The sequence below is a fragment of the Rhizobium sp. PAMB 3182 genome (assembly GCF_052908355.1).
This window is the reverse complement of the sequence record NZ_CM128607.1, coordinates 730,359-756,008: the sequence shown is the minus strand read 5'-3', so window position 1 is coordinate 756,008 and position 25,650 is coordinate 730,359. Positions and strand designations below refer to the sequence as shown.

General features: G+C 62.1%; 23 protein-coding genes. 13 read left to right on the top strand and 10 right to left on the bottom strand.

Going from position 1 to position 25,650, the window contains the following annotated elements; genetic code table 11:
• The first annotated feature begins 13 nt into the window (after window positions 1-13).
• The 6 genes from fabG (at window position 14) to gmk (ending at window position 5,667) form a co-directional block, all read left to right on the top strand.
• Entirely contained in the window at window positions 14-751 is a 738-nt protein-coding gene (gene fabG / locus ACU5AZ_RS03805) for a 3-oxoacyl-[acyl-carrier-protein] reductase (protein WP_261930595.1), read from the top strand.
• 290 nt (window positions 752-1,041) lie between these two features.
• The gene (locus tag ACU5AZ_RS03800) at window positions 1,042-1,278 is read left to right on the top strand and encodes an acyl carrier protein (protein WP_027675866.1); all 237 of its coding nucleotides are present in this window, start codon (window positions 1,042-1,044) and stop codon (window positions 1,276-1,278) included.
• A 223-nt stretch (window positions 1,279-1,501) separates the two neighbouring features.
• Window positions 1,502-2,764, top strand: a complete 1,263-nt coding sequence (fabF, locus tag ACU5AZ_RS03795) for a beta-ketoacyl-ACP synthase II (protein ID WP_446824709.1) — start codon at window positions 1,502-1,504, stop codon at window positions 2,762-2,764.
• A 119-nt stretch (window positions 2,765-2,883) separates the two neighbouring features.
• Window positions 2,884-4,074, top strand: coding sequence for an endolytic transglycosylase MltG (mltG, locus tag ACU5AZ_RS03790; protein WP_446824708.1), 1,191 nt, complete (start codon window positions 2,884-2,886; stop codon window positions 4,072-4,074).
• Between the two features lie 38 nt (window positions 4,075-4,112).
• A complete protein-coding gene (locus tag ACU5AZ_RS03785) occupies window positions 4,113-5,000 on the top strand; it encodes a YicC/YloC family endoribonuclease (RefSeq protein ID WP_446824707.1) in 888 nt (295 codons plus the stop codon).
• Window positions 5,001-5,007: 7 nt separating this feature from the next.
• A complete protein-coding gene (gmk, locus tag ACU5AZ_RS03780) occupies window positions 5,008-5,667 on the top strand; it encodes a guanylate kinase (protein ID WP_446824706.1) in 660 nt (219 codons plus the stop codon).
• Window positions 5,668-5,728: 61 nt separating this feature from the next.
• Here the strand turns inward: gmk and rsmA are convergent, their stop codons facing one another.
• The 7 genes from rsmA to ACU5AZ_RS03745 all read right to left on the bottom strand — a co-directional run bounded on the left by rsmA (window position 5,729) and on the right by ACU5AZ_RS03745 (window position 14,712).
• Window positions 5,729-6,556, bottom strand: coding sequence for a 16S rRNA (adenine(1518)-N(6)/adenine(1519)-N(6))-dimethyltransferase RsmA (rsmA, locus tag ACU5AZ_RS03775; RefSeq protein WP_446824705.1), 828 nt, complete (start codon window positions 6,554-6,556; stop codon window positions 5,729-5,731).
• A complete protein-coding gene (gene pdxA / locus ACU5AZ_RS03770) occupies window positions 6,556-7,581 on the bottom strand; it encodes a 4-hydroxythreonine-4-phosphate dehydrogenase PdxA (RefSeq protein ID WP_446824704.1) in 1,026 nt (341 codons plus the stop codon). Before pdxA ends, rsmA begins: the two co-directional genes overlap by 1 nt.
• Before the next feature lie 18 nt (window positions 7,582-7,599).
• Window positions 7,600-8,547 (bottom strand): SurA N-terminal domain-containing protein, encoded by a 948-nt coding sequence (locus tag ACU5AZ_RS03765; protein ID WP_446824703.1) that lies wholly within the window; start codon window positions 8,545-8,547, stop codon window positions 7,600-7,602.
• Window positions 8,548-8,707: 160 nt separating this feature from the next.
• Window positions 8,708-11,065, bottom strand: coding sequence for an LPS-assembly protein LptD (locus tag ACU5AZ_RS03760; RefSeq protein ID WP_446824702.1), 2,358 nt, complete (start codon window positions 11,063-11,065; stop codon window positions 8,708-8,710).
• On the bottom strand, window positions 11,066-12,154 hold the full coding sequence (lptG, locus tag ACU5AZ_RS03755; protein WP_446824701.1) for an LPS export ABC transporter permease LptG: 1,089 nt from the start codon (window positions 12,152-12,154) through the stop codon (window positions 11,066-11,068).
• Window positions 12,151-13,329 (bottom strand): LptF/LptG family permease, encoded by a 1,179-nt coding sequence (locus ACU5AZ_RS03750; protein ID WP_446824700.1) that lies wholly within the window; start codon window positions 13,327-13,329, stop codon window positions 12,151-12,153. The genes lptG and ACU5AZ_RS03750 overlap by 4 nt, the downstream gene beginning before the upstream one ends.
• A gap of 69 nt (window positions 13,330-13,398) precedes the next feature.
• The gene (locus ACU5AZ_RS03745; RefSeq protein WP_446824699.1) at window positions 13,399-14,712 is read right to left on the bottom strand and encodes a phosphatase PAP2 family protein; all 1,314 of its coding nucleotides are present in this window, start codon (window positions 14,710-14,712) and stop codon (window positions 13,399-13,401) included.
• Between the two features lie 23 nt (window positions 14,713-14,735).
• Here ACU5AZ_RS03745 and ACU5AZ_RS03740 point away from each other — a divergent pair, with 23 nt between their 5' ends.
• Window positions 14,736-16,226: a leucyl aminopeptidase gene (locus tag ACU5AZ_RS03740; protein WP_446824698.1), complete on the top strand. Its 1,491-nt coding sequence runs from the start codon at window positions 14,736-14,738 to the stop codon at window positions 16,224-16,226.
• An 8-nt stretch (window positions 16,227-16,234) separates the two neighbouring features.
• Complete coding sequence (locus ACU5AZ_RS03735) at window positions 16,235-16,684, top strand: DNA polymerase III subunit chi (RefSeq protein ID WP_446824697.1); 450 nt, start codon at window positions 16,235-16,237, stop codon at window positions 16,682-16,684.
• A 17-nt stretch (window positions 16,685-16,701) separates the two neighbouring features.
• Here the strand turns inward: ACU5AZ_RS03735 and ACU5AZ_RS03730 are convergent, their stop codons facing one another.
• From ACU5AZ_RS03730 to ACU5AZ_RS03720, 3 genes are all read right to left on the bottom strand, one after another.
• On the bottom strand, window positions 16,702-17,292 hold the full coding sequence (locus tag ACU5AZ_RS03730) for a TadE/TadG family type IV pilus assembly protein (RefSeq protein ID WP_446824696.1): 591 nt from the start codon (window positions 17,290-17,292) through the stop codon (window positions 16,702-16,704).
• Window positions 17,292-17,807 (bottom strand): TadE/TadG family type IV pilus assembly protein, encoded by a 516-nt coding sequence (locus ACU5AZ_RS03725; protein WP_446824695.1) that lies wholly within the window; start codon window positions 17,805-17,807, stop codon window positions 17,292-17,294. Before ACU5AZ_RS03725 ends, ACU5AZ_RS03730 begins: the two co-directional genes overlap by 1 nt.
• Before the next feature lie 198 nt (window positions 17,808-18,005).
• Window positions 18,006-19,895, bottom strand: coding sequence for an ABC-F family ATP-binding cassette domain-containing protein (locus ACU5AZ_RS03720; RefSeq protein ID WP_446824694.1), 1,890 nt, complete (start codon window positions 19,893-19,895; stop codon window positions 18,006-18,008).
• Between the two features lie 414 nt (window positions 19,896-20,309).
• Between ACU5AZ_RS03720 and ACU5AZ_RS03715 the strand changes: the two genes are divergently transcribed.
• From ACU5AZ_RS03715 to ACU5AZ_RS03695, 5 genes are all read left to right on the top strand, one after another.
• Window positions 20,310-22,244 (top strand): methyl-accepting chemotaxis protein, encoded by a 1,935-nt coding sequence (locus ACU5AZ_RS03715; protein ID WP_446824693.1) that lies wholly within the window; start codon window positions 20,310-20,312, stop codon window positions 22,242-22,244.
• A 163-nt stretch (window positions 22,245-22,407) separates the two neighbouring features.
• Window positions 22,408-23,031 (top strand): GntR family transcriptional regulator, encoded by a 624-nt coding sequence (locus ACU5AZ_RS03710; protein WP_446824692.1) that lies wholly within the window; start codon window positions 22,408-22,410, stop codon window positions 23,029-23,031.
• Window positions 23,032-23,164: 133 nt separating this feature from the next.
• The gene (locus ACU5AZ_RS03705; RefSeq protein ID WP_446824691.1) at window positions 23,165-23,740 is read left to right on the top strand and encodes a biotin transporter BioY; all 576 of its coding nucleotides are present in this window, start codon (window positions 23,165-23,167) and stop codon (window positions 23,738-23,740) included.
• Window positions 23,737-24,759, top strand: coding sequence for a biotin synthase BioB (gene bioB, locus ACU5AZ_RS03700; protein WP_446824690.1), 1,023 nt, complete (start codon window positions 23,737-23,739; stop codon window positions 24,757-24,759). Before ACU5AZ_RS03705 ends, bioB begins: the two co-directional genes overlap by 4 nt.
• A gap of 81 nt (window positions 24,760-24,840) precedes the next feature.
• Complete coding sequence (locus ACU5AZ_RS03695) at window positions 24,841-25,632, top strand: CPBP family intramembrane glutamic endopeptidase (RefSeq protein WP_446824689.1); 792 nt, start codon at window positions 24,841-24,843, stop codon at window positions 25,630-25,632.
• Window positions 25,633-25,650 lie beyond the last annotated feature (18 nt).

The following is a 25,650-nucleotide window of genomic DNA, read 5'->3' as shown; positions in this document are numbered from 1 at the left end:
AGGAATGGGACACATGTTTGATCTGACCGGCCGCAAGGCCCTCGTCACCGGCGCCACCGGTGGCATCGGCGAGGAAATCGCCCGCACCCTGCACGCCCAGGGCGCCATCGTCGGCCTGCACGGCACCCGCCGCGAAAAGCTCGATGCGCTCGCCGCAGAACTCGGCGACCGCGTTCACGTCTTCCCGGCCAACCTCTCCGACCGCGCCGAAGTCAAGGCGCTCGGCGAAAAGGCGGAAGCCGAGATGGGCGGCGTCGACATTCTGGTCAACAATGCCGGCATCACCAAGGACGGCCTGTTCGTGCGCATGAGCGACGAGGACTGGGATGCGGTTCTGGAGATCAACCTGACGGCGACCTTCCGCCTGACGCGCGAGCTGACCCATCCGATGATGCGCCGCCGCTTCGGCCGCATCATCAACATCACCTCCATCGTCGGCGTTACCGGCAATCCGGGCCAGGCCAATTACTGCGCCTCCAAGGCCGGCATGATCGGCTTTTCCAAGTCGCTCGCCCAGGAGATCGCCACCCGCAATGTGACGGTCAACTGCGTCGCTCCGGGCTTCATCGAAAGCGCCATGACCGGCAAGCTCAACGACAAGCAGAAGGATGCGATCATGGGCGCCATTCCCATGAAGCGCATGGGCACCGGCGCGGAGATTGCCGCCGCCGTCGCCTACCTCGCATCCAACGAAGCCGCCTACATGACGGGCCAGACGCTGCACGTGAACGGCGGCATGGCAATGATTTAACGAATTCAGGCCGGTTTGGACCCGTCAACGGCTCAAAAGCCCTGTTGAACGGCTAAATCGGTTTGATTTTCTGGCTTTGCTGCGGGCTTAAACCGTGTTAAGCGGGCCGGGACTGAGACGCGCTGCGTAAGATATGAGAGCATTCCGAACGGGTTGGTTCTTGTGTTGGCGCGGTCCGGGTCTTAAAGAGTTTGCAGGCCCCACTTTGATTTCGAGGTGTGGTCGGCTTTCCAGCAATAGGGAATGCTCATGGGCATTCCGGTGAAGATCAAGAGGTCGAGGAAACCGACATGAGCGATATCGCAGAACGCGTAAAGAAAATTGTAGTGGATCATCTCGGCGTTGACGCCGACAAGGTTGTCGAAGGCGCAAGCTTCATCGACGACCTCGGTGCCGACTCCCTCGACACCGTTGAGCTCGTTATGGCGTTCGAAGAAGAATTCGGCGTTGAAATTCCCGACGACGCTGCAGACTCGATCCTGACTGTCGGCGATGCCGTGAAGTTCATCGAGAAGGCTCAGGCCTAATCCTGCGATATGGATTTTGATAGAGCGGGCCCTGCGCCCGCTCTATGTATTCTATGCGCCTTGCGCGCGACTGCCGCACCAGCGGCGCGGCGGGTGAACGACCCAGTCCGGAGCGTGGCGCCTTTTGAACCGTTGCTGGCGAGGCGGTCCCTGCAATTGATACAGGCGATCAGCCGTCCAGCAGCAATAACAAAGACGGTAATATTGGGGTAGGTTGCAGTCGATGAGGCGTGTCGTTATCACAGGAACCGGCATGGTATCCCCTCTGGGATGTGGCACCGAGATCACTTGGCAGCGTTTGCTGGCCGGTCAGAACGGTGCCCGCCGGGTTACGGAATTCGAGGTCGATGATCTGCCGGCGCAGATCGCCTGCCGTATTCCCACCGAGGCCGGCGTTGAAGGGGCGTACAATCCGGATGACTGGATGGAGCCCAAGGAGCAGCGCAAGGTCGATCCCTTCATCGCCTACGGCATGGCCGCCGCCGACATGGCGCTTGCCGATGCTGGCTGGCATCCGGAAACGGATGAAGACCAGATTTCGACCGGCGTCCTGATCGGCTCTGGCATTGGCGGACTGGAGGGCATCGTCGAGGCCGGCTACACGCTGCGCGACCGCGGCCCCCGCCGCATCTCTCCCTTCTTCATTCCCGGCCGCCTGATCAATCTGGTCTCCGGCCAGGTCTCGATCCGCCACAAGCTGCGCGGCCCGAACCACGCGGTTGTCACCGCCTGCTCGACCGGCGCGCATGCGATCGGCGATGCGGCCCGCATGATCGCGCTCGGCGATGCCGAGGTCATGGTCGCCGGCGGTGCGGAATCGCCGATCTGCCGGATCTCGCTCGCCGGCTTCGCCGCCTGCAAGGCGCTTTCCACCCAGTTCAACGATGATCCGCAGAAGGCGTCGCGCCCCTATGACCGCGACCGCGACGGTTTCGTCATGGGCGAGGGCGCCGGCATCGTCGTCCTGGAAGAACTCGAACACGCCAAGGCGCGCGGTGCCAAGATCTATGCCGAGGTCATCGGCTATGGCATGTCCGGCGACGCCTATCACATCACCGCGCCCAGCGAAGACGGCGACGGCGCGTTCCGCTGCATGACCATGGCGCTGAAGCGCGCCGGTCTGTCGGCTGCCGACGTCGATTACGTCAACGCGCACGGCACCTCGACCATGGCCGATACCATCGAGCTCGGCGCCGTCGAGCGTCTCGTGGGCGAGCACGCCTCTAAGATCTCGATGTCGTCGACGAAGTCGGCGACCGGCCACCTGCTGGGTGCCGCCGGCGCCATCGAGGCGATCTTCTCGGTCCTGGCGATCCGCGATAACATCGCGCCGCCGACCCTGAACCTCGACAATCCCGAGGTCGAGACCGCAATCGATCTCGTGCCGCACAAGGCCCGCAAGCGGGAGATCAACGTCGCCCTGTCGAACTCCTTCGGCTTCGGCGGCACCAACGCTTCGCTGGTTCTGCGTCGTTACGAAGCGTGACGAATTCTGGGGAGGAGCGTTGGCGCCTCCCAGATACGTCTTTTTTGCCGCAATCGCGGACATTACGATAGTGGAAGTCATGGGGGCATTGGCCTGCCTGGCCAATCGAGGATGGACGGATGAGTGACGGTTACGGAAATCCCGGTTCCGGTTACGGACGGGGCGGACAGGCACCGAGGGAGCCCTTCATTCCCAAGTCGCCCTCCGAGGCGTTGCGCCCGGAGAAGGTGCCGGAAGTCCAGAAGCGCTCCAAGAAGGCGCGCAGCCAGTTCGTCATCTTCCTGAATTTCGTCATGTCGATGATGGTCATTCTCTGCATCGCCGGCGTGGCGGTCTTCTACTATGTCATTTCCAGCTACGAGCAGCCGGGCCCGCTGGCGGTCAACAGCACCTTCAGCGTCCGCAGCGGCGCCGGCCTCGCCGAAATCGCCCGTGATCTCGAACGCAAGGGGATCGTCGAGGACGCCCGCATCTTCCGCTACGTGACCGCGACGCATCTGCGCGACGGCAGCACGCTGAAGGCCGGCGAATACGAGATCAAGGCGCATGCATCCATGATGGACGTCATGGAGCTGCTGAAGTCCGGAAAATCCATCCTCTATTCGATTTCCTTCCCCGAGGGCCTGACGGTTGCGCAGATGTTCGACCGGCTGAGAGCCGACGAAACGCTGACCGGCGACCTGCCGGCGATCCTGCCGCCGGAAGGCAGCCTGATGCCGGACACCTACAAGTTCTCAAAGGCGACCACGCGCGAGGAAATCGTCGCGCAGATGCGGGCGGCGCAAACCCGGCTGGTGGATGACGTCTGGAGCCACCGCGATCCCGACCTGCCGATCAAGACGAAGGAAGAACTGGTCAACCTCGCCTCGATCGTCGAGAAGGAGACGGGCCGCGCCGACGAACGTCCGCATGTGGCCTCCGTCTTCATCAACCGGCTGCAAAAGGGCATGCGGCTCCAGTCCGATCCGACCATCATCTACGGTCTGTTCGGTGGCGAAGGCAAACCGTCCGACCGGCCGATCTATCAGTCGGACCTGAAGAAGAGCACGCCTTACAACACGTATATCATCAAGGGCCTGCCGCCGACGCCGATCGCCAATCCGGGTCGCGCCGCGCTGGAAGCCGTCGCCAATCCCTGGAAGACGAACGACCTTTACTTCGTTGCCGACGGCACCGGCGGCCATGTCTTTGCCGCGACGCTGGAAGAGCACAACGCGAACGTGAAGCGCTGGCGCAAGGTCGAGGAAAACAGGCTGAAGGAAGAGGCCGAACAGGCCAACGGCGACGCAACGGACACGACGGGCCAGTAAGCGCCCGGCGAGGGTGCGTGGGGTTAAGGGGACGCGAGATGCCATTGCAGTCGATGACGGGCTTTGCCCGCAGCGAGGGAGCCGTCGGACGCTACCGCTGGAGCTGGGAACTGAGGTCGGTCAACGGCAAGGGGCTCGACATCCGCTTCCGCCTGCCGAATGGCATGGAGCGGCTGGAAGGCGACCTGCGCCGCATCGCCTCCGACAGCCTGGCCAGGGGCAACGTCCAGGCCGCCCTGACACTGACGGCGGAAAGCGCCGGCATGCAGGCGGTCCTCAATCGTGACGCGCTCGATGCTGTCCTGAGGCTCAGGGACGAACTCGGCGATCTTGCCGACACGGCCCCGATGACGCTCGACACGCTGCTGTCGATCCGCGGGCTTGTCGAATTCCGTGAAAGCCAGGACAGCGAGGAAGCCGTTGCCGAACTCGATCGCGCCGTTCTCGAAAGCGCTCGCGTTGCGTTTGAACGGCTCCAGTCGATGCGGGAAAGGGAAGGGACGTCCCTTGCCGATCTCTTCGAGGCGCAGCTGAGCAAGATCGCGGCGCTCGCCGACACGATCGAGGCCGATCCGGCCCGCAGCCCGCAGGAGATCGTCCGGAAGCTCTCTCAGCAGTTGCAGGCGCTGATGGATGCCGGTCCTTCGCTGGACAGTGACCGTCTTTATGCCGAGGCCGCCATGCTGGCGACCAAGGCCGATATCCGCGAGGAATTGGATCGCCTCAAGGCCCATGTCGCAGCCGCGCGCGAGCTCCTGGCCGACGGCGGACCGGTGGGGCGCAAGCTCGACTTTCTCGCACAGGAATTTAACCGCGAATCGAATACCATCTGCTCGAAATCGAATTCCGCCACGGTCACCGCCGCCGGCATCGAACTGAAGGTCGTCATCGACCAGTTCCGCGAGCAGATACAGAACCTGGAGTAACGGACCAATGGCAAATGCGGCAGAGATCGCAGGCAATATCAAGCGCCGCGGGCTGATGCTCGTCATTTCGTCGCCGTCGGGTGCCGGCAAGTCGACGATCGCCCGCAACGTGCTGGAGGCGGACAAGGCGATCGGACTGTCGGTCAGCGTGACCACCCGCAAGCGCCGCCCGAGCGAAATCGAGGGCGTGCATTACCACTTCATCTCCATCCGCGACTTCGAGCGCATGCGCGATACGGACGCACTTCTGGAATGGGCGGAGGTGCACGGCAATTTCTACGGCACGCCGCGCGAGCCGGTGGAAACGGCGATGGCCGAAGGCCGCGACATGCTGTTCGACATCGACTGGCAGGGCGCCCAGCAGCTACAGGAAAAAATGTCGGCCGACGTCGTGTCGATCTTCATCCTGCCGCCTTCGATCGATGAATTGCAGGCCCGCCTGCATCGCCGCGCCGAGGATTCGGAAGAGGTCATCCAGACGCGCCTCGCCAACGCAAGGGCGGAAATCGAGCATTGGCGTGAATATGACTACGTCATCGTCAATGACGATCTGGACCGCGCCTTCAGCTCGTTGAAGTCGATCGTGTCGGCAGAACGCCTGCGTCGCGACCGCCGGCCGGGCCTGTTCGAATTCGTCAATGCGCTGATGGATGAGACGCGGCGCTAACCGTCTTTTCCTCTGTTATCTCAGGAAGAAAGCGCCCGAGGCGGAATCGGGTTGTGAACGGCTACAGGCAGTTTGCCAGCCGGCAGAATTCCTCGACGCTCAGCGTTTCCGCCCGTCGCGACGGATCGATGTCTGCCTGTTTCAACAGGGCTTCCCCGCCAACCGGTTTCAGGCTCTGGCGCAGCATCTTGCGGCGCTGCCCGAATGCGGCATGGGTGATCTTTTCCAGAGCGGAGGCCTCGCAGGCGATCGGCGCGGCGATCGGCGTCAGGTGGACGACCGTCGACGTCACCTTGGGCGGCGGCGTGAAGGCCTGCGGCGGCAGGTCGAACATCATGTGCGCGTCCGTGCGCCAGCCGCAGAGCACGCCGAGGCGGCCATAGTGATTGTCGCCTTCCTGGGCGACGATGCGCTGCCCGACCTCCTTCTGGAACATCAGCGTCATCGACTGCCAGAAAGGTGGCCAGTGCGCAGGCAGGAGCCAGTTGACCAGCAGCTGGGTGCCGACATTGTAGGGCAGGTTGGCGATGATCCGCGTCGGTGCGTCGCCCGCAAGGGCGGCGAAATCCACCTTCAGGGCATCCGCCTCGATGACCGTCAGCTTGCCGGGATAGTGTTCGCCGATTTCGGCCAAGGCCGGCAGGCAGCGCGGGTCGCGTTCGATCGCGATGACCTTCTCGGCGCCGAGCGCCAGGATCGCCCGCGTCAGGCCGCCAGGCCCGGGGCCAACTTCGATCACGGTCATTCCGGCAAGCGGACCGGCGGTGCGCGCCACCTTCTGGGTGATGTTGAGATCAAGCAGGAAATTTTGCCCGAGCGCCTTCTTGGCGTCGAGCCCGTGGGTACGGATGACGTCGCGCAGAGGCGGGAGACCGTCGAGCGCCGCCATTATGCTCCTGCCTTTGCCGCGTGAGCAGCGAGTTCGCCGGCAAGCCGTATCGCTGCAATCAGGCTGTCCGGCCGGGCCACACCCTTGCCGGCCAGCGAAAATGCCGTGCCGTGGTCGGGAGACGTGCGGATGAAGGGCAATCCGAGCGTGACGTTGACGCTGTCGTCGAAGCCGAGCGCCTTTGCCGGGATCAGCGCCTGATCGTGATACATGCAGACGGCGACGTCATAGCCCTTGCGCGCCGCGTCGTGGAACATGGTGTCGGCGGGCAGGGGGCCGATGGCGTCGATCCCCATGGCGCGCAGCGTGTCGATCGCAGGCTTGATGATCGCCCCATCTTCCTGACCGAGCGCGCCGTTTTCTCCGGCATGCGGATTGAGCCCGGAAAGCGCCAGCCGTGGCGAAGGGATCGCGAAGCGCGTTTTCAGATCATGGTCGACGATTCGGCAGGTCTCGACGATCAGCTCGCTCGTGAGAGCCTCAGGGACATCCTTCAACGGAATGTGGATCGTCACCGGAACGGCTTTCAGCCGCGGGCCGGCGAGCATCATCACGGGTCGATAGGCCTCACCGGAGGCAGTGAGCCCCGAAAGGTGCGCCAGGAATTCGGTATGTCCAGGAAACGCGAAGCCGGCCGCATAAAGCACCGACTTGGCGATGGGATTGGTGACGATGGCACCGGCCCGTCCGTCTCTGACCAGCGAGACTGCCGTTTCGATGGCCGCGATCGTGCCTTTCGCCGAGTTGCTGTCTGGAACTCCGGGCGTCACCTCTGCGCCGGCTGAAACCGGCATGACTGGGAGGGCGCGGGGAAAAATGGCCACTGCGTCAGACGCATCCGCTTCAGCAATCTCGACGCTCATGCCGAGGCTTGCCGCGCGCGAAGCAAGAACCGCCGGATCTCCGATATAGAGAAACGGCGGAAGGTTCAGGCTTTCGCGATGGCTGTAGGCGGACAGGGCAATATCCGGCCCAATTCCGGCCGGATCGCCCTGCGTCAACGCAAGTGGAGTGGGATGGAGCATGGATGAGGGCATCGATCGTCAGGGATAGACGATCCGCGCCTTTTTCCGGAGTTCCTCGATGTACTTCTTGTCGTCCGGATCCTCGCCCTTCTTCTTGCTCATCTCTTCCTGCTTCTGCTCGCGGAACACGACTTCGGCGGCCTTGTCGTCGGACACCTGCTGTGCGGAGCATATCGCCAGAAACTCCACGCCACGGTCCGTCACGCGGGTGGCGGTCGTGCCATTGCTGGCCTTTTCGATGAAGGGTTTCCAATCTGCGGGCAATTCCTGCAGCATGAACCGGCCCAGATCCTTGACCGCTACGTCCATCATCGTCGCTGCGAAGACTTTCGCTTGGTCGCATCCGGGGAACCTCGCCCGCGCCGCATCCGCTTCCGCCTTGCGCTTGGAAAGGATGGCCTTGCGGCGGGATTCTGGGACCACGAAAATGATCTGCTTCAGGATGTACTCGGTCGTGACCGGCTTTTCTTTCGTCTGCTGCAGCTTTTCGATCAGCTCGTCCTGCGAAAGCCCGTCGCTCTGTCCGTAGCGGGCGCGCACAGCGCGGCTCCAGCTCATGGAAACGGCGATATAGGCCTTGAAGTGTTCCTTGCCGACGCCTGCCTGCTGGAGAATCTTGTCGAGCTGCGCGGTGGACATCTTGTTGCCAGAGGCAAAGCGTTCGTAGGCGGCATCCACGTCGCTGCTGCTGACCGACATCTTGGTGCGTAGAATCTCCTGGCGCTTCAGCACCTGGTCGATCATGTCCTGCAGGGCCATTTTCTTGAGGTTGCCCTGCTTGCGCTGCAGTTTCAGGAATGCGGCCCGGCGCGCGACGTCGCCACTGGTGATCACTTCGTCATTGACGACCACTTCCACCGAACTTGCCGCATAGGCCGGACGGATCGTCGTTTGAACGGTGAAGCTAAGCGTCAGCGCGGCCAGCGAAAGAGCCATTGCCGACAACGCCTGTCTCACGAATCTCATGGATGTTCCTTTCCCTGCGGTATTGCCCCGATACCGTATCCCTGCCGGATATCTACAGCAGGCAGCATGAAATGTACAATTGTTGCGGCAAAACGATGACGACCATGTCCCCGGCTCGTCATTTCTGACGGTCCGGGGGAAGCGATTCATCTGCCGGGCCTCAGTCGAAGCCAGTAAGCTTCGTTTTGCCGAGGGAAACGTCACCAAGGGTTCTGAAGACGACGCGGGCACCGATCGACCAGTCGACCGCGGACTCGTTGTCCGTGTCGCGCTTGTCGTAATAGACGAGCGAGAATTCGGTGCATTCGTCCGCATAGGTCACGCCGACGCCGCGGCGGCTCAGTACGTTGTTGTTGATGTCCCAGGTCAGCGAGCCGAACACCGACCACCGGTCGTTGAGGTTGAGCGAACCGGCCGTCTGCAATTCCTCCTGGTCTCTGTCGAAGCCGTAATCCGGTTGCGCAGTGATGTGGGTGTACGTCACATCCGTCTGCCAGCGATCGCTTCGATAGCTCACCGATGCATCGGCACGACGCAGGTCGAGGGTCTTCTCGTCCAGGCGGTAACTGGTCGACAGCGACACGCCGACCGGAAGGTCGACCGCGACCATGCCGACAAAGTCCGACACGGTGCTTTCAAGACCGGACTCGAGGCCGGCCCCAACAAGATCCTCAGAGGCGAAGGAGTTCTTGCCGGCCAATTGGTACGACTGGCCGAAAATGCTGCGGATCGAATAGCCGGCGTCGAACGTGCCGGTATAGCGGAAGCCGACATTGGCGCGGGTGCCGCCCTCGATGCGGTCGTATCCCGAGAACTTGTCGCGCTCGAACAGGTTGGTGGCGTCGAAGACGAAGCTTTGCGCATCTTCGTTCGGCAGGCCGCCAACCATCTGTTCGTCCGGCCGGACGAAGATCTGGGCGATCGGCTCGAAGACATGCGAGCTGTTCTGGGTCGTCATCAGGATCGGGTAGCGCGCCTCAAGCCCGGCCGTGACCATGCCTCGGGTTTTGGCGCCGTTGCCCTGCCAGTCACCATCATAGGTACCGAGATCGGACGGGTCGGACATGTCGACGTTCAGCGCATCGCCGCGTGCCGCGGCGATCGGCGTCAGCAGTATGCCCTGCGGGGTCGTGAAGGTACGCTGCCATTGCACTTCGGCCGAAAGACGGTTGTAGTCGCCGCTCAGTCCGCGGAAACGGTCACGCCCGGACACGGTGTAGAAGTCCGAACTCGAGCGTGTCAGATGGGTATAGTTCGCGTCCAGCGAAAGCTCGCCGCCGGCAACGGCCTCGGGCGCATAGTACTTGTAATCGATGACCGGTCCGACGATGGCCTGCTTCTTCTCGTCGACGCTATCCGTATCGGCGTCCTGGACGTCGAAGTAATAAGCGTTTGCCTCGAACGAGTTCCGCTGGCCGATGCCTTTCAGATAGACCTTGTTCGTGTGGACGGTGCTGTCCAGGTCGTCGAGGCCGTAGGTCTTGGCGAAATTGTTGTCGCTCTGGAGCATCGCATCCCAGCCGAAGGTCCAGCGAGGATTGATCTTGAAGTCGCCCTTCGACGCCACCATGCCGCGCATGTTGCGTTCAGAATCGGTCGTATCGGCAGAGAAGCTTCCGGGGTTCATCTGGTCGATGCCCGCAAAGCGGAAGATATGCGTGCCGTTTTCGAAGCGCTGCCGGTATTCCGCGTCCAGCAGGAAGCCCTGATTGGTATAGCCGGTGGCGTTGACGGTCATGTCCCGGTCGGGTGCGATGGCCCAGTAGTAGGGGACCTTGATGCCGAAGCCGAGGTTCTGCGACGTGCTCATCGTCGGGAACAGGAAGCCGGACTTGCGCTTGACCGTGTTGTCCGGAACCTCGATCGACGGGAAGAATGCAATCGGACGGCCGAACAGCTCGAACTTGGCCTTTTCAAGCCGGATCGTGTGGGTCTCGCCATTCTGGATGACGCGTTCGGCCTTGATCTGCCAGACCGGTGGTCGGCTCGGATCGCTCTCGCATGGCAGGCAAGCTGTGTAGATGCCCTTGTGCAGGATCGACACCTTGCCGTTGACGCGTTCCGCAGTCTCTGCGGCCAGGCGCGTGTTGTCCGTCGTCTCGACCCGCAACGTGTTCACGAAGCCGTCGGCGAAATCGTCGGTGATATCCATCTTGTCGGCATAGACGCGGTTGCCACCCGGCTCCACGAGTTCGATGCCGCCGGTCGCGATCAGGCGGCCGTTCTTCTGGTTATACTCGACCTCACGGGCGACCATCTTGTAGCCGCCGTAATAAATCTGCACAGCGCCGCGCACGATCACACGGTCGTTGTCTCTGTCGTAAATCAGCTCATTGGCGGAAAGGAGGAGTTTCGATCCTTCCGGAATCTTCGCGGAAACAAGCTCGGTGCCTGCATTCTGCGCAGAAGCTGTCTGGGAGTAGGCACTCGTCACCACCGCCGGGTTCGCTGTCAGCGCCGTGGTAGTAAGAAGAACAGCCCCCAGCTTTCCCCAATGTCTGCGGTCCCTAGCCGCCACTTAGCCATCCTCCTGATGCAGCAGTACTGTCGCCCCGGCAGCCAGAGCCACGATTACAGGAATCCACGCGGCAATGAACGGCGGCAGAATACCACTGCTTCCGAAAGCCTTAACCAATGCGGTCACCACATAAAGCACGAACCCGGAAATGATTCCACCGAGAATCATCGACCTCGATTGCGCGAACCGGCTGAACTTTAGCGATACGGTCGCGGCAATCAATGTCATTGCCACGAGAAGCACAGGCAATGACAAAAGATAATGATACTGTGTCTGCAGCGGATAGGGTGGCACGCCGTAGCTCTTTGCCGCCTCGATCTTGCGTGAAAGTTCAAAGAAACCAACGTCTTCCGGCGCTGTCAGGCGCTCGGTAAGGTATTTTTGTTCCAGATTGGTACGAACCTTGACCTCCGGCAGCGTCTTCACCACCTCGCCGGGACGAAGCTCCGAAACCTGGGTAAGGAGCCAGTAACCATCTTCCAACTTTGCTGTGGCTGCGTCCTGTCTGAGAACGATCCGGCCATCCGCATCAAAATGGAATATCGTCGCCTTGTTCAGGGTCGTGCCGTTGTCGGAGACCGAAGCCGCACCGATGATCATGTCGTCGTTGCCGACCGTTTGCCTGAACCAGGGAATGATGAACTTTTCTTTCATTCGTCCAGCGTCGATCCGCCAGTCGCTTTCCAGCGTCTGTGATTGGCGCATGCCGTAGGCGGCTAGCGGGTTAAGCAGGAAGGTGGTGGTCAGTCCCATCGCCAGCGCCCCGAAGACGAACGGCTGCATGAACTGCCATGCCGAAATGCCGGCCGCCCGCGTGACCACCAGCTCGTATTTCCGGTTCAGTGCAATCAGCACCGTCATGCCAACAAAGAGTGCAAGGAACGGAATCGTTTGCTGCAGAATGAGCGGTAGGCGCAACAGCGTCATCGCCGACGCACCGAGCAGGGAGTAGCTCGACATGTAGGACAGGCGCCTTGTGGTCTCGCTGAAATCGGCGAGAAAAATGATGGCCGAGGTTCCGAGTGCGAACCACAGAAAGGTCGTGACGTAGAGTTTGAAGAAATGGCGGCCCAGCGTCGTGAAGATCATGCGACACCTTCGTCTTCGTCGTTCGTGCGCGAATCCAGCCGACGGATGGTTCGCTGCCATGTCGTACTGATCCGCTGGCTTACACCTTCGGTGAACTTCAGCCTCCTTCCGGAGACGAGCAGATATAGGCAGACTGCGACACAGACCGCCGGCACGACGTAGTACCAGGCGACGCTGGCATAGCCGCGGCCCGTCTGGTTGGTCACGTAGAAGAGGATGCCGCGCACCAGGAATGATACAATCAGCGCTCCGATCATCGGATGAAGCCTCGCCTCGCGGTGCGAACGGGCATCAGCCGCAAACACCAGAGAAATGAGGCCGAAGACGAGCGGGGTCGTCCAGTCGCTCAGGCGGCGGTGCAGTTCCGACCATGTGCGGTCAGCTGTCGCCTTGTATCGATCGTCGTTGGCCGGCGGGTTCAAGAGATAGGAAGTCGGCTGGTCGCCTTCCTTCAGGGACGCGCCGTCGTCCGATGCCGTCAGTTCGGACAGATCGAAAGCGTAGGTGTCGAAACTGATGACGGACACTTCGCCGTTCGGGAGCTTGCGGTAGATCTGACCGTTGTTCATGATCAGCGATGTGCCGTCGCTGTTAACGGCGCCTTCTCGGGCATAGTAGATCAGGCTGACGGTTGGATCGCGTTCGTCCACGACGAAGAGGCCCTTCAGGATGCGTCCGGAAAGCCGCTGCGAGATCTGCACATAAAGACCGCCCTCGATCTGTCTGAATGTCTTCTCCTCGATCACGGTTGAGAGAAGGTCCGCATAGGTCTCGGCTATCATGTCCTTCGCAGCCCGACTTGAGGCGGGGGCGGCGTAGTTGGTGACACCGAACGAGACGGCGCTGAAGATCAGCGACAGCAGGATGATCGGCATGAAGATTGTCGATCGCGGCCCGCCGGCGGCGTCGATCACTGCCAGTTCCGAATCGTTGTTCATGGATGTCAGCGTCTGCGTGATGCCGATCACCAGTCCAAAAGGCAGCACCAGCGGCACGATGCTCGGCATGATCAGCGTGGCGAGCAGCATGAACGAGCCAATCGACTGTCCGCTGTCGGTCACCAGATCCACGCGCCTCAGGACCTGTGTCGTCCATATAATAGCAAGGATCGGCAGAAATGCCGCAAGCGACATCTGCATCACTCGTCCGAATATGTAGGACTGCAGGGTCTTCATGTTCGCCTTTGATACATAACGGGACGGGAGAGGCAAGCGGGAACTGCGTTGGGCGGTGCCATGCCCGGCTCAAGTTTCTGGTGCTGTTGCAGAAATGGAAAGGCCGCGCCCCTCAAGAAGCCTCCTGCCGACCCGCAGGTACAGGAAAGCGCCAAGCGTTGCGTAGAACACGACGACGGAGAGCAGCCAGCCGAGCAAGGCATCGGACAGGTAGTGGCCGCCGTAAAGAACGCGCAATCCGGCCGTCAGCAATGAACTCGCGACGATTGGAATGAACAACCTCTTGCGCCACGCCGGCGGCAGGATGACGAGGAGGCATATCAGCCATCCGGCGCCCGACGCTTCGCCGGAAACGAACGAGCAGTTATGATCGCATTCGCCCCCGAAAACCCCTGCCGGCATGAAAGTCATGTCGCCGCCGAAAAGATCGGTCACGCGCGGCCTCGGACGCCCGGATATCTCCTTGAGCACGAGATTGACCAGGACGTATGGACCGACAAGCATGGATACGACGCCGGCCGCCATCGCGCTGATCCTGTATGGCTTTGCCATTGGCTTGCCCGTGGTGGAAAGCAGGCGGACCGTCGCAAGCAGGAGCCGATAGGCGAGAAATGCCGGCATATAGACGAAGATCACCCTGCAGATATCGACGAAACGGAGCCGACGCGAGCGGTTGAGTTCCTCTGTCATGACCGCGCCAAGCAGTTTCGGCCCGAGCAGCATGGCCTGTGTCAGTCGTGCCGCCTGATCTGGCTTGATTCGCGGCGTGTGGTCGCGTGACAGCTGATAGATGAGGGCAATCAGGACGCAGATCGCAGAGAGCGCCGGCAGATAGAAGAATATCCGCCGGATGAAATTCAGAAATCCGTTGGTCTGCAGCGCGAAGGTTCCGCACACCGAATCGGGTGCGGCCGTTGCCGGGCAGGGAGTGCTCGTGAAAAACTGTCGCGCGGCGGCGATGTCGATACTTGGAAACAGGTAGAAGAAGGCAAGCAGCAGCCACCATGCGACAAGCAGCACAAGGGAAATCGTCATCGCCTGGCGGGCGTCCGGCCGCAGCCATGTCTTAGCGCTCCGCAACGGCTCCAAGCGGGCAGCGGCATGTCGCCATGCGCCACTTCGTCTAACGTCTTCCAACAGGCTCGATACCGACAATGCCAAACGATGCTCTCCCTCTGCCTGTATCGGCGCGGCGAAATTTTGGCGATCGGTATCACATCCGGATTTCCATTTCGACCTGCCGCGATGACGCGGGTGGTTCACGTTTGCGTTCCCGCCTGTGCTGGAGTGGGTGAGGACGGCAAACACCGTGGAAGACTGCCGCAATTCGACGCCTTGCCCTTGTTTTCGTCGGCGATTGTCCCATGATTTCGCAAAAGCCATGCTCAAAACAGTCGGGAGACGAGATGTCGGATAAATTGGAAGTCAGTTTCGCACGGTCGGTTTCGGTCAAGGGAGGTCTTGCCGTTCTCCTGCAGGCGAAGGGCGGCAACGGCCCGTCGCCGGCGGATGGCGTGATTTCCGCGGCCGCCGTCGCGCGCGCATCCGGCATCGCGGAATTCAAGGCGAAATCCATGGGTGTCCTCGACTTCATCGCGCCGGAAGACGCCGCCGTCGACCGGGTGGTGGTGGTTGGTCTCGGTGCGTCTGCCGACCTCGCTCCGTACGACTGGTTCAGGGCCGGCGGCACCGCCGCTTCCAAGATCGGCTCCAGCACATCGGTCAGTGTGTTCCTTGATGCGCCGGGCGTCGAGGTCACAGCCGCCAACGCCGCCGACTTTGCCGCCGGAATGCTCCTGCGCTCCTACAAGTTCGACAAGTACAAGACCAAGCGTGACAAGGACGGCGAGGAAAAGGACAAGAAGGTCAAGGTGACGATCGTCACCGCTGCCGCGTCTGACGCGAAGAAGGCCTTCGCGGACGCCGAGGCGGTGGTCGCCGGTGCGATCCTGGCACGCGATCTGGTCAATGAGCCGCCGAACGTGCTCGGCCCGGTCGAGTTTGCGGCCAAGGCCAAGGAGCTCGAAAAGCTTGGTGCCGAAGTCGAGATTCTCGACGAGAAGGACATGCGCAAGCTCGGCATGGGTGCGCTGCTTGGTGTGGCGCAAGGCTCCAGCCGGCCGCCGCGTCTCGCCGTGATCCAGTGGAAGGGTGGCAAGGCCAAGGCCAAGCCGGTCGCTTTCGTCGGCAAGGGTGTGGTGTTCGATACCGGCGGTATTTCGATCAAGCCGGCCGGTGGCATGGAGGACATGAAGGGTGACATGGGCGGTGCTGCCGCCGTGATCGGTCTCATGCATGCGCTTGCTGCGCGCAAGGCGAAGGTCAATGCCGTCGGCATACTCGGCCTCGTCGAAAACATGCCGGACGGCAACGCCCAGCGTCCGGGCGACATCGTCACCTCCATGTCCGGCCAGACGATCGAGATCATCAACACCGATGCCGAGGGCCGGCTCGTGCTCGGCGATGCGCTCTGGTACTGCAACGAGCGCTTCAATCCGGCCTTCATGATCAATCTGGCGACGCTGACCGGTGCCGTGCTCGTGGCGCTCGGAACCCAGCATGCCGGCCTGTTCTCCAATGATGATACGCTGTCCGAAAACCTGCTGAAGGCGGGCCTGCATACCCAGGAAAAGCTGTGGCGCCTGCCATTGGCGCCCGAATACGACAAGCTGATCGACAGCAAGTTCGCCGACATGAAGAACACCGGCGGGCGCAATGCCGGCGCCATCACCGCAGCGCAGTTCCTCCAGCGCTTCGTCAAGGAAACGCCCTGGGCGCATCTCGATGTCGCCGGAACCGCGATGGCGTCGCCGGCAACGGAAATCAGCACGACCTGGGCTTCCGGCTTCGGTGTCCGACTTCTCGATGAATTGGTCCGCGCCAATTACGAAGGATGACGGCGTCCGTGACGGAAGTCCTTTTTTACCACATGACGGAGTCGAAACTGGAGGACGCCCTGCCGCCCCTGCTCGAAAAGAGTATTGAGCGGGGGTGGCGGGTCTCCGTCCAGTTTTCCAATGCTGAGCGTCGCGACGGCATGGATGCGCATCTCTGGACCTTTCGAGCGGACAGTTTTCTGCCGCATGCGACGGATGAGGCGGAAACGCGCGAGGCCGAGCCGATCCTGCTCAGTGTTGCCGATGCGAACCCGAACGCCTCAAGCGTCCGCTTCTATGTCGACGGCGCTGCGCCGCAGGACGTCGGCGGCTACGAGCGCGTCGTGCTGATGTTCGACGGATACGAGGAGTCCGAGGTGGGCGCGGCGCGCGCCCAGTGGAAGCGGCTGAAGGAGGAGGGGCACGCGCTGACCTATTGGCAGCAGAGTTCCGACCGCCGCTGGCAACGCAAGGCCTAAGCCCGTCGGGCCTTGCCTCAGTTCAGTGTCAGCGTGTCGCCGATCCGGGGGCGGGTGAAGTGGAACTTGTCGTAATTGTAGCTGGTCACACCGGTGGCTGCCGACAGCAGCGACGTGAATGGCGTGACCAGCGAATATTTGGTCTCGACAACGATCATCTGCACGCCGGCTGTCTTTACATCCGCGGGGATGTCGAGCGGCGATGCAGCTCCCTTGGTCAAGGCAGTCACCTGGTAGCCGACGGACCAGTTGACCGTGGTGCTGAGGTCCGTGGCCACGTCGATAACGGCCAGCTGGATGGTCAGGCCGGTCGTCGAGAATGGCTGCAGTATGGTTGCAGAGCCGGCCAGGATGACGTCGACGTCGGCGGTTTTCCACGACGAGGAGCGGGAGATCATGTCCGCCACGGTCGAGGAAACCTGGTTGACCTTGCGGTTGACGATCAGTGCCTGACCAAGATCGACCGTGCCGGCAAGCAGAATGACAAGAATGGGCATGATCAGCGCAAATTCGATGGCGGACACGCCGCGCCTGTCGGCGCGCAGCCTTCGAGCCACGCGGCCAAGCCGTTTGAACGCGCCTTCGCGGATGGCTGCTGCTGTCGTCATCAGAAAGGCTCGTTCTTGAACAGGGTCGCGGCGGCCAGCACATAGCGGCCGTCGGCAAGCGTCGCGTCATTGGTGCCGTACATGGTCAGGATTCGGCTCCAGGGCAGGAAAGCCTGGACGAGCACGTAATCCCCGGACTCGCCGATGTCGAACCCTTCCGTCACCGCGATCGTGCCAGCCGACACCGCCGTGGCGTAGTTGACCGAAGACATGTCCGTCAATACGTCCGCGCGGATCAGCAGATCGGTGCTGCAATTGAAGGCATAGGCCATGTTGTTGCAAACCTTGGCCTTGAACCCGTTGATGTCCAAGGCTGCGGTCTGCGCCGAACCGGTGCGGATTTCGCGCACGGAGGCCTGCAAGGCAGCGGAGAGGGTCGAGTCGGTGAAGAACATCAGCGCGACTTCCATCACGCCGAAGATCATGATGAAGAAGGGCATGGCCAGCAATGCGAACTCGATTGCCGTCGCGCCCTGCTTGTCCTTGACCAGAAATCGCCGAAAGAGCCGCTTCATCTGTTAGCCTCGGCGGCTTTCCATCCAATGAAACATGGCTCTGAAACTGGCCTCACGCTTCGTGGTGTCCGGAAAGTCGCAATAAATTGGAACCCGCCGCACCATATCGCGCAAGCATTTCCCATCCCTTAAGGCGGTCGCAAAAATTATAGCAATTCCGAGAATCCCAAGCGCGGCAGTGGCTTGGCTGTGCCGAAATCAACCTGCCATTGCGGTTTCGTATTCATCGGAGAGCAGCAGCCATTGCTCCTCGGCTTCAGATAGCCTGCGCGCGGCGTCCGCGCGTTCCTTGGCCTTGGCGGCAGCCTTCGCCGGTGACTTCTCATAAAGTGTCGGGTCGCCGAGCTCCACGTCCAGCGCCTGAATCTGTTTCTCAAGCTTGCCGGTCAAGGATTCGATTTCGTTGATCTTCTTCTTCAGCGGAGAAAGCGCCGCGCGCTTGTCGGCGGCGCGCTTGCGGGCCTCGGCCTTGGAAACGCCGTCGTCAGCCTCGGAGCCTGCGGTTTTGTCTTCGCGGCTCTTGCCCGACTGCACCACGAGGGCCTTGTAGTCCTCCAGGTCTCCGTCATAGGCGGACACGGTCCCGTCCTTGACGAGCCACAGCCGGTCGACAGTCGCCTCGATCAGATGGCGGTCATGCGAGATCAGGATGACGGCGCCGGGATAGTCGTTCAGCGCTTCGACGAGCGCGCGGCGGCTGTCGATGTCGAGATGGTTCGTCGGTTCGTCTAGGATCAGCAGGTTCGGCGCTTCGAAGGCGGCAAGGCCCATCAGCAGTCGCGCCTTCTCGCCGCCGGAAAGGTCCTTCGACGGCGTATCCATCTTTTCCGTCGCCAGGCCCATCTGCGCAACACGGGCGCGCACCTTGGCCTCCGGCGCATCCGGCATTTTTGCCCGCACATGGTCCGCCGCCGACTGGCCGGGGATCAGGTCGTCGATCTGGTGCTGGGCGAAGAAGCCGGTCTTGAGGTTGGTGGCGATCTTCAGATTGCCGCTTTCGGCGGAAAGCCGGCCGGAGATGAACTTCGCGAAAGTGGACTTGCCGTTGCCGTTCGAGCCGAGCAGGGCGATCCGGTCGTCGGCGTCGATGCGCAGGTTGAGGCGCTTCAGGATCGGCTTGCCGGGCTGGTAGCCGACCGCGCCGCCTTCCACCGCGATGATCGGCGAGGCTAGCTCCTTTTCCGGCACGGGGAAGGTGAAGCCCTGCACGTGATCATCGACCACGGCGGCGATCGTTCCCATCCGCTCAAGCGCCTTCAATCGCGACTGCGCCTGGCGTGCCTTGGACGCCTTGTAGCGGAAACGTTCGACGAAGGCCTCCATATGCTTGCGCTTGGCATCGCTCTTCGCCTTGGCCTTCATCTGCAGTTCGTCGGCTTCCGCCTTCTGCCGCTCGAACTGATCATAGCCGCCGCGATAGAAGGTGAGCTTCTTCTGGTCGAGATGGATGATCGCGTTGACGGCGGTGTTGAGCAGGTCGCGGTCGTGCGAGATGATGATGACGGAGTAGGGATAGCGCCGGATGTAATCCTCCAGCCACATCGTGCCTTCGAGGTCGAGATAGTTGGTCGGCTCGTCGAGCAGCAGGAGGTCGGGCTCGGAGAACAGCACGGCCGCGAGTGCGACGCGCATGCGCCAACCACCGGAAAAGGAGGAGGCCGGTCGCTGTTGCGCCTCGTGATCGAAGCCGAGGCCGGCCAGAATGCTCGCCGCCCGTGCCTCCGCCGAATGGGCGCCGATATCGGCGAGGCGCGTCTGGATGTCGGCGATGCGCAACGGATCGGTCGCCGTCTCAGCTTCGCGCATCAGGCTCGCGCGTTCCTTGTCGGCGGCCAGCACGATCTCGATCAGCGGGTCCTCTGTGCCGGGCGCTTCCTGCGCCACCTGGCCGATGCGGGCATTGCGCGGCAGCGTCACATTGCCTGTCTCGGCGGCGAGGTCGCCGGTCAGCACCTTGAAAAGGGTCGACTTGCCGGTGCCATTGCGTCCGACCAGACCCGCCTTGATCCCGTCGGCAAGCGATACGGAGGCGTTTTCAATAAGCAGGCGTCCGGCAATGCGGACCGTGAGGTCGGAAATCGTGATCATGGCGGCGTTTTGGCGGAGGACTTCGCACAAAGCAAGGGGCAAACGCCTGTTCGCTGACACAGCCGGCATCTTGTCGGTGTCCGTGCGGGGTGCGCATTCATCTTGAATTGTCCGAATTTGTATTCCTCGGAAAAGTATAAATTTGATATAATGTTTAACTACGCCTAATTCTGGTTGTATTAGGCTTTTACGCAATAGAAAAAATTTCGATTTCGAGACGTTTGAACTTTGCTGTGTCGTGTTCGTTGATAATTCTTTAACGGTAGATGGTTAATTCTGGCTGTGACCCGTGCGTGACTTCCTGTCCGCGATCTGAACGGCGCGTGACGTCTCTGACGCCATGCGGGCCCTCCACCTTCGGATCTGTCGCCAGCGAAGCGGATCGCCATTTTCGAATGTTGGAGGACAGACTTCATGAAGAGACTGAGTATCAAGGCGTCGCTGACCGCTGTATTCGCGTCGATCGCCATCATTTCCGCGGCCCTTGGCTATATTGCCATCAACGGGCTCGCCACCACGAACAACGCTACGACGGAAATTTCGACGAACTGGCTGCCGAGTGTCGAGTTGGTGAACACGATCAATACTGCGACGTCGGACTTCCGCATCGGCGAAGGCGCGCACATCATGTCCACCAACGAGGCGGAGATGGCCGCGGCCGAAGCCGACATCAAGGCCGTCGGCGACAGCATCGTCACGCTGCGCAAGAAATATGAAGCGCTGATTTCCTCCGATCACGAACGTCAGGTCTACGAACAGTTTTCCAAGGAATGGGCTGACTATCTCGTACTGCACGAAAAGCTGCTGACCCTGTCGCGCGCCAACCAGAATGAAGAAGCGGCAAAGCTGTTCAAGGGCCAGATGGACACCGACTACGACGCTGCCTCAAATCTTCTGGTCGAGCTCATCAAGATCAATCATGACGGTTCGGAACAGGCATACGCATCGAGCGGGGAGGCGTATGCCTCGACGCGGGTGATCATGTTCAGCGCCCTTGGTTTCGTGGGACTGGTCGTTTTCGGTTCGATGATCTTCGCCATGACCGGCATCGCCCGTCCGATCAACCGCATTACCGATGCGATGAAGGCACTTGCCGGAGGTGATACCGCGTCCGAAGTGCCGTTTGCAGGCCGCGCCGATGAAATCGGATCCATGGCCGGAGCCGTTGAAGTCTTCCGCCAGGCGGCCATTGCCAACAAGCGTCTCGAAGCTGAAGCCGAGGATAACCGCCGCAAGGCGGAGGCCGACCGCATCGCGTCTCAGGAAAAGGCCGAAGCCGACGCCGCGGAACGGCTGCGGGTCGCCACCTCCGGCCTTGCCGCCGGCCTCAAGCGTCTTGCCGCCGGCGACCTGGCCTTCCAGCTGACGGAAGCCTTCGCGCCGGACTTCGAGGCGCTACGCCATGACTTCAACCAGTCGGTCAGCCAGCTCGGCGCCGCCATGTCGTCGATTGCCGGAACCGCATCCTCGATCGACAACGGCACCCGCGAGATCGCCGCCGGCGCAAACGACCTGTCCAAGCGCACGGAGCAGCAGGCTGCCTCGCTCGAGGAAACGGCTGCCGCCCTCGACGAGATCACCGCGAACGTGACGAGCTCCACAAAGCGGACGGAAGAGGCCCGTTCGGTCGCAACGCGGGCCAACCAGTCTGCTGTGAAATCGGCGGAAGTCGTCTCGACGGCCGAAGAGGCGATGAAGAAGATCGAAGCGAGCTCGCAGCAGATCTCCAACATCATCGGCGTGATCGACGAGATTGCCTTCCAGACGAACCTGCTTGCGCTGAACGCAGGCGTCGAGGCGGCGCGTGCCGGCGATGCCGGCAAGGGCTTCGCCGTCGTTGCCCAGGAAGTGCGCGAGCTTGCACAGCGCTCCGCCCAGGCCGCGAAAGAAATCAAGGCGCTGATCCAGACCTCATCCACCGAAGTCGAAGGCGGCGTCAAGCTCGTCCGCGATGCCGGCGAGGCGCTGAAGACGATCGGCGGCTTCATCGTCGAGATCAACGGCCACATGGAAGCGATCGCCACCTCCGCCCGGGAGCAGTCCGTGGGGCTCGCCGAAGTCAATACGGCGGTCAACTCGATGGACCAGACGACGCAGCAGAACGCGGCGATGGTGGAGCAGTCGAACGCTGCCTCGAACTCGCTCGCTCAGGAAGCCATGCGGCTTCGCGACCTCGTCGGTCAGTTCCAGATCGACGGCATTGCCGCGGCGCAGTCGTCCGCGCTGCGCCAGGTCGCACACGTCATGGCGCAGGCTCCGGCAAGGCCGGCATACTCGGCGCCGGCGAGAAGGGCGGCCGCATCCGGCGGCGCGGCTGTCGCGGTCAAGGATGACTGGCAGGAATTCTGATCGGGTCGACTGCCTTTTGATCGTTGAAACCCCGTGGCGTGGCCGCCGCGGGGTTTCTTTTTGCAGTACGGCTGCTCCCGATAGCCCGGCAGAGGTGTGGACGAAGCGCGGCGGCGTACTTCTCCACCTCGACAGGTGAGCCGGTTCAAATTATCTATAAAATATGTCTGCAGCCAAGGACGATACCATTGCCGTTCGCATTTCGAAGGTACTGGCGGACCGGATTGTCTCCGGTGCGTTGGCGCCCGGCGTGCGGCTGGCGCAGGATCATGTCGCCGCAGAGTTCGGCGCCAGCCATGTCCCGGTGCGCGAGGCCTTCCGGCGGCTGGAGGCACAGGGGCTGGTGGCCAGCCTTCCACGCCGCGGCGTGCGGGTGGCCGGCTTCAGTCTGGAGGAGGTCCGCGAGGTCGCCGAAATGCGCTCCGCCCTGGAGAGCTTGGCGCTGCGCCATGCCGCGCCGCATCTGACAAGGGCGCTGCTCGACCGCGCGGAAGAGATCAACCGGACGATGGAAAAATCGGGCGATGTGCAGGCCTGGGAGGAGGCGAATCGCGCCTTTCACCAGACATTGCTGAAGCCCTGCGGCATGCCGAGGCTGATCAAGGCGATCGACGATCTGCAGGCCGCAAGCGCGCGTTTTCTCTTCTCCGGCTGGCGTGCCGAATGGGAAACGCCGACCGACCGCGACCACCAGGCGATTCTCCATGCCCTGCGCAAGGGCGAGGTCGACCTCGCCGTGTCTGTGCTGGCCCGGCACGTCCAGTGGGTCGGCAAGAGCCGCACATAATCTCAACGAATTGAACAGCTTGGAGCGCGCCCTACAGTGACGTCGGGTGCGCCTCTTGTCATTTTTGTATTTCTGTGGATTCGATTAGCGATAGAAAATAAAAATTATCTATAATTTGGAAAAGGAGAGACACATGAAGGACACGCTCATCCAACCGGCCGAGAGCCGTAGCGGCAAGGCCCTGAAAACCATGGGCGTAGCCATTGCCGGCGCGGCGGTCATGATGCTGGCGGCAAAGATCCAGGTCCCGTTCTGGCCGGTGCCGATGACCCTGCATGTCATGGCGGTGATGGCATTCGCGGTCGTCCTTGGGCCGCGGCTCGCCGTCTCGATCTTCGTCGCCTACCTGGCCGCCGGCGCCGTTGGACTGCCGGTGTTCTCCGGCACGCCGGAACGGGGGATCGGTCTTGCCTACATGGTCGGCCCGACCGGCGGATACCTGATCGGCTTCCTCGTCGCCTCCTGGATGGTCGGCGTGCTGTCGGCGGGCAGGGGCATGATCGGCCGCTTTGCCGCCATGGCGGCCGGCCTAGTGGTCGTCTATCTGTTCGGCCTTGCCTGGCTTTCCGCTTATGTGCCGGCGGGCAAGCTCCTCGCCCTGGGTGTCACGCCCTTCATTCTCGGCGACCTCGTCAAGATTGCCGTCGTTGCCGTCGGCGCGTCTGCGGCCCGCACACTTGTCGAGCGCGCAACGGGCGTTGTCCGATGACCGCAAGGGACGGAGACGTCCGGCATGACTGGAGCGTCGGGGAGATCGAGGCGCTTCACGGCCTGCCGCTTCTGGAACTGGTGGGGCGCGCCAATGCGGTCCACCGGCAGCATCACGATCCCAATCGGGTGCAGAAGGCGAGCCTGCTGTCGGTCAAGACCGGCGGCTGTCCGGAAGATTGCGCCTATTGCCCGCAATCGGCCCGTCATAGCGAGGTGGACCTGACTCGCGACCGGCTGATGGACCCGCAGGCCGTCATCGCCATGGCGGCGCGGGCCAGGGCGGCCGGCGCCGAACGCTTCTGCATGGGCGCGGCCTGGCGGCAGGTCAAGGACGGTCGCGAGTTCGACGCGGTCCTCGACATGGTCAGAGGCGTGCGCAGGCTGGGCATGGAAGCCTGCGTGACGCTTGGCATGCTGAAGCCGCATCAGGCCGAGCGTCTCGCCGAGGCCGGGCTGACCGCCTACAACCACAATCTCGACACCAGCCCGGAGTTCTACGGCCGGATCATCTCGACGCGGACCTATCAGGACCGGCTGGACACGCTTGCCACCGTCCGTGCCTACGGCATCGACCTTTGCTGCGGCGGCATTATCGGCATGGGGGAGACGGTGCGTGACCGGGCGTCGATGCTGCAGGTGCTTGCCGCCATGGACCCGCACCCCGAAAGCGTGCCGATCAATGCGCTTGTCCCCGTTGCCGGCACGCCGCTTGAAAACCGGGCGAGGATCGATCCGCTCGAACTTGTCCGCATGGTCGCGACCGCCCGGCTGGTGATGCCGCAGGCAATGGTCAGGCTGTCGGCCGGGCGCTCGTCCCTCAACCGCGAGGCGCAGATCCTCTGCATGGTGGCCGGCGCCAACTCGGTCTTCTACGGCGAGACGCTGCTGACCACGCCGAATGCCGATCTTGGCGACGACGGGGAACTTTTTGCCGCCATTGCGCATTCCTCAAGTCCGATTGCTTCGCATCGGGAAACGGACGACAGTGACCTCCCGGTCGTACCGATTCCCGGCTGATCCCCTGCCTGCGTGCAACCGGAATGAAACCAAGGCCGGCCGGACAATGTCCGGCCGGGCCTGTCTTGGCGGAGACCCCATATGCAAGAAGCCGGACGGAAGCGCGGCGAGGGCACGTTCGGTGTGGCGATCGCGGCCTTCGTGCTGTGGATTGCCGTCACCTCGCTGACCGGCGTGGCGCCCGAGGGCGCGACCGACATTTCCGAACTCGTTTCCGCAGGCCTGGCGCGGCAGTTTTTCTTTGCGTCCGCCTTCATTCTGTTGATCGCCTGGATTTTTCGCTGGCGCGATCTCGGTTTCAACCGACCGCGACCGGGCCTTTTCGGCATCATCTGGCTGCCGGCGCTCTACATCGCCGTCATGTTCGCCTCGGCCGTTTCGCTCGGCCTGCCGCCACCGCACGTCGTGGCGCTGGTCTTCATCAACACGATGCTGGTCGGCATTTCCGAGGAGACCATGTTTCGCGGCGTCCTGTTCAGCGGCGCACGGCGCGTGATGCGCATCTGGCCGGCGATCATCGTCGTCACACTGGTCTTTGGTGTCGTGCATGTCTTGAATGCCCTGTTCACGGGCAATCTGCTCGCCGCAGTGCTCCAGGCGCTGGCGGCCACCATGAGCGGGCTCTTGTTCATGGCGGTGCGTATCCGTTCCGGCTCGCTCTATCCCGCGATCGCCCTGCACGCACTCTGGGATTTCTCGTTGCTGACGATCGTCCGTTCGGCATCCGCGCAGGCTGAGGGCCTGTCGTTGAACGAGGTCGCAGCGACCATTCCCTGGTATCAGCAGCTTGTGCCGGTCCTGGTCGTCCTGCCGCTGCTCATGCACGCGGTGTATCTGCTGCGCAAGGTCGGGCGCGACAGCGAAATCGAATAAGGCCTTCCGCCGCCTGCG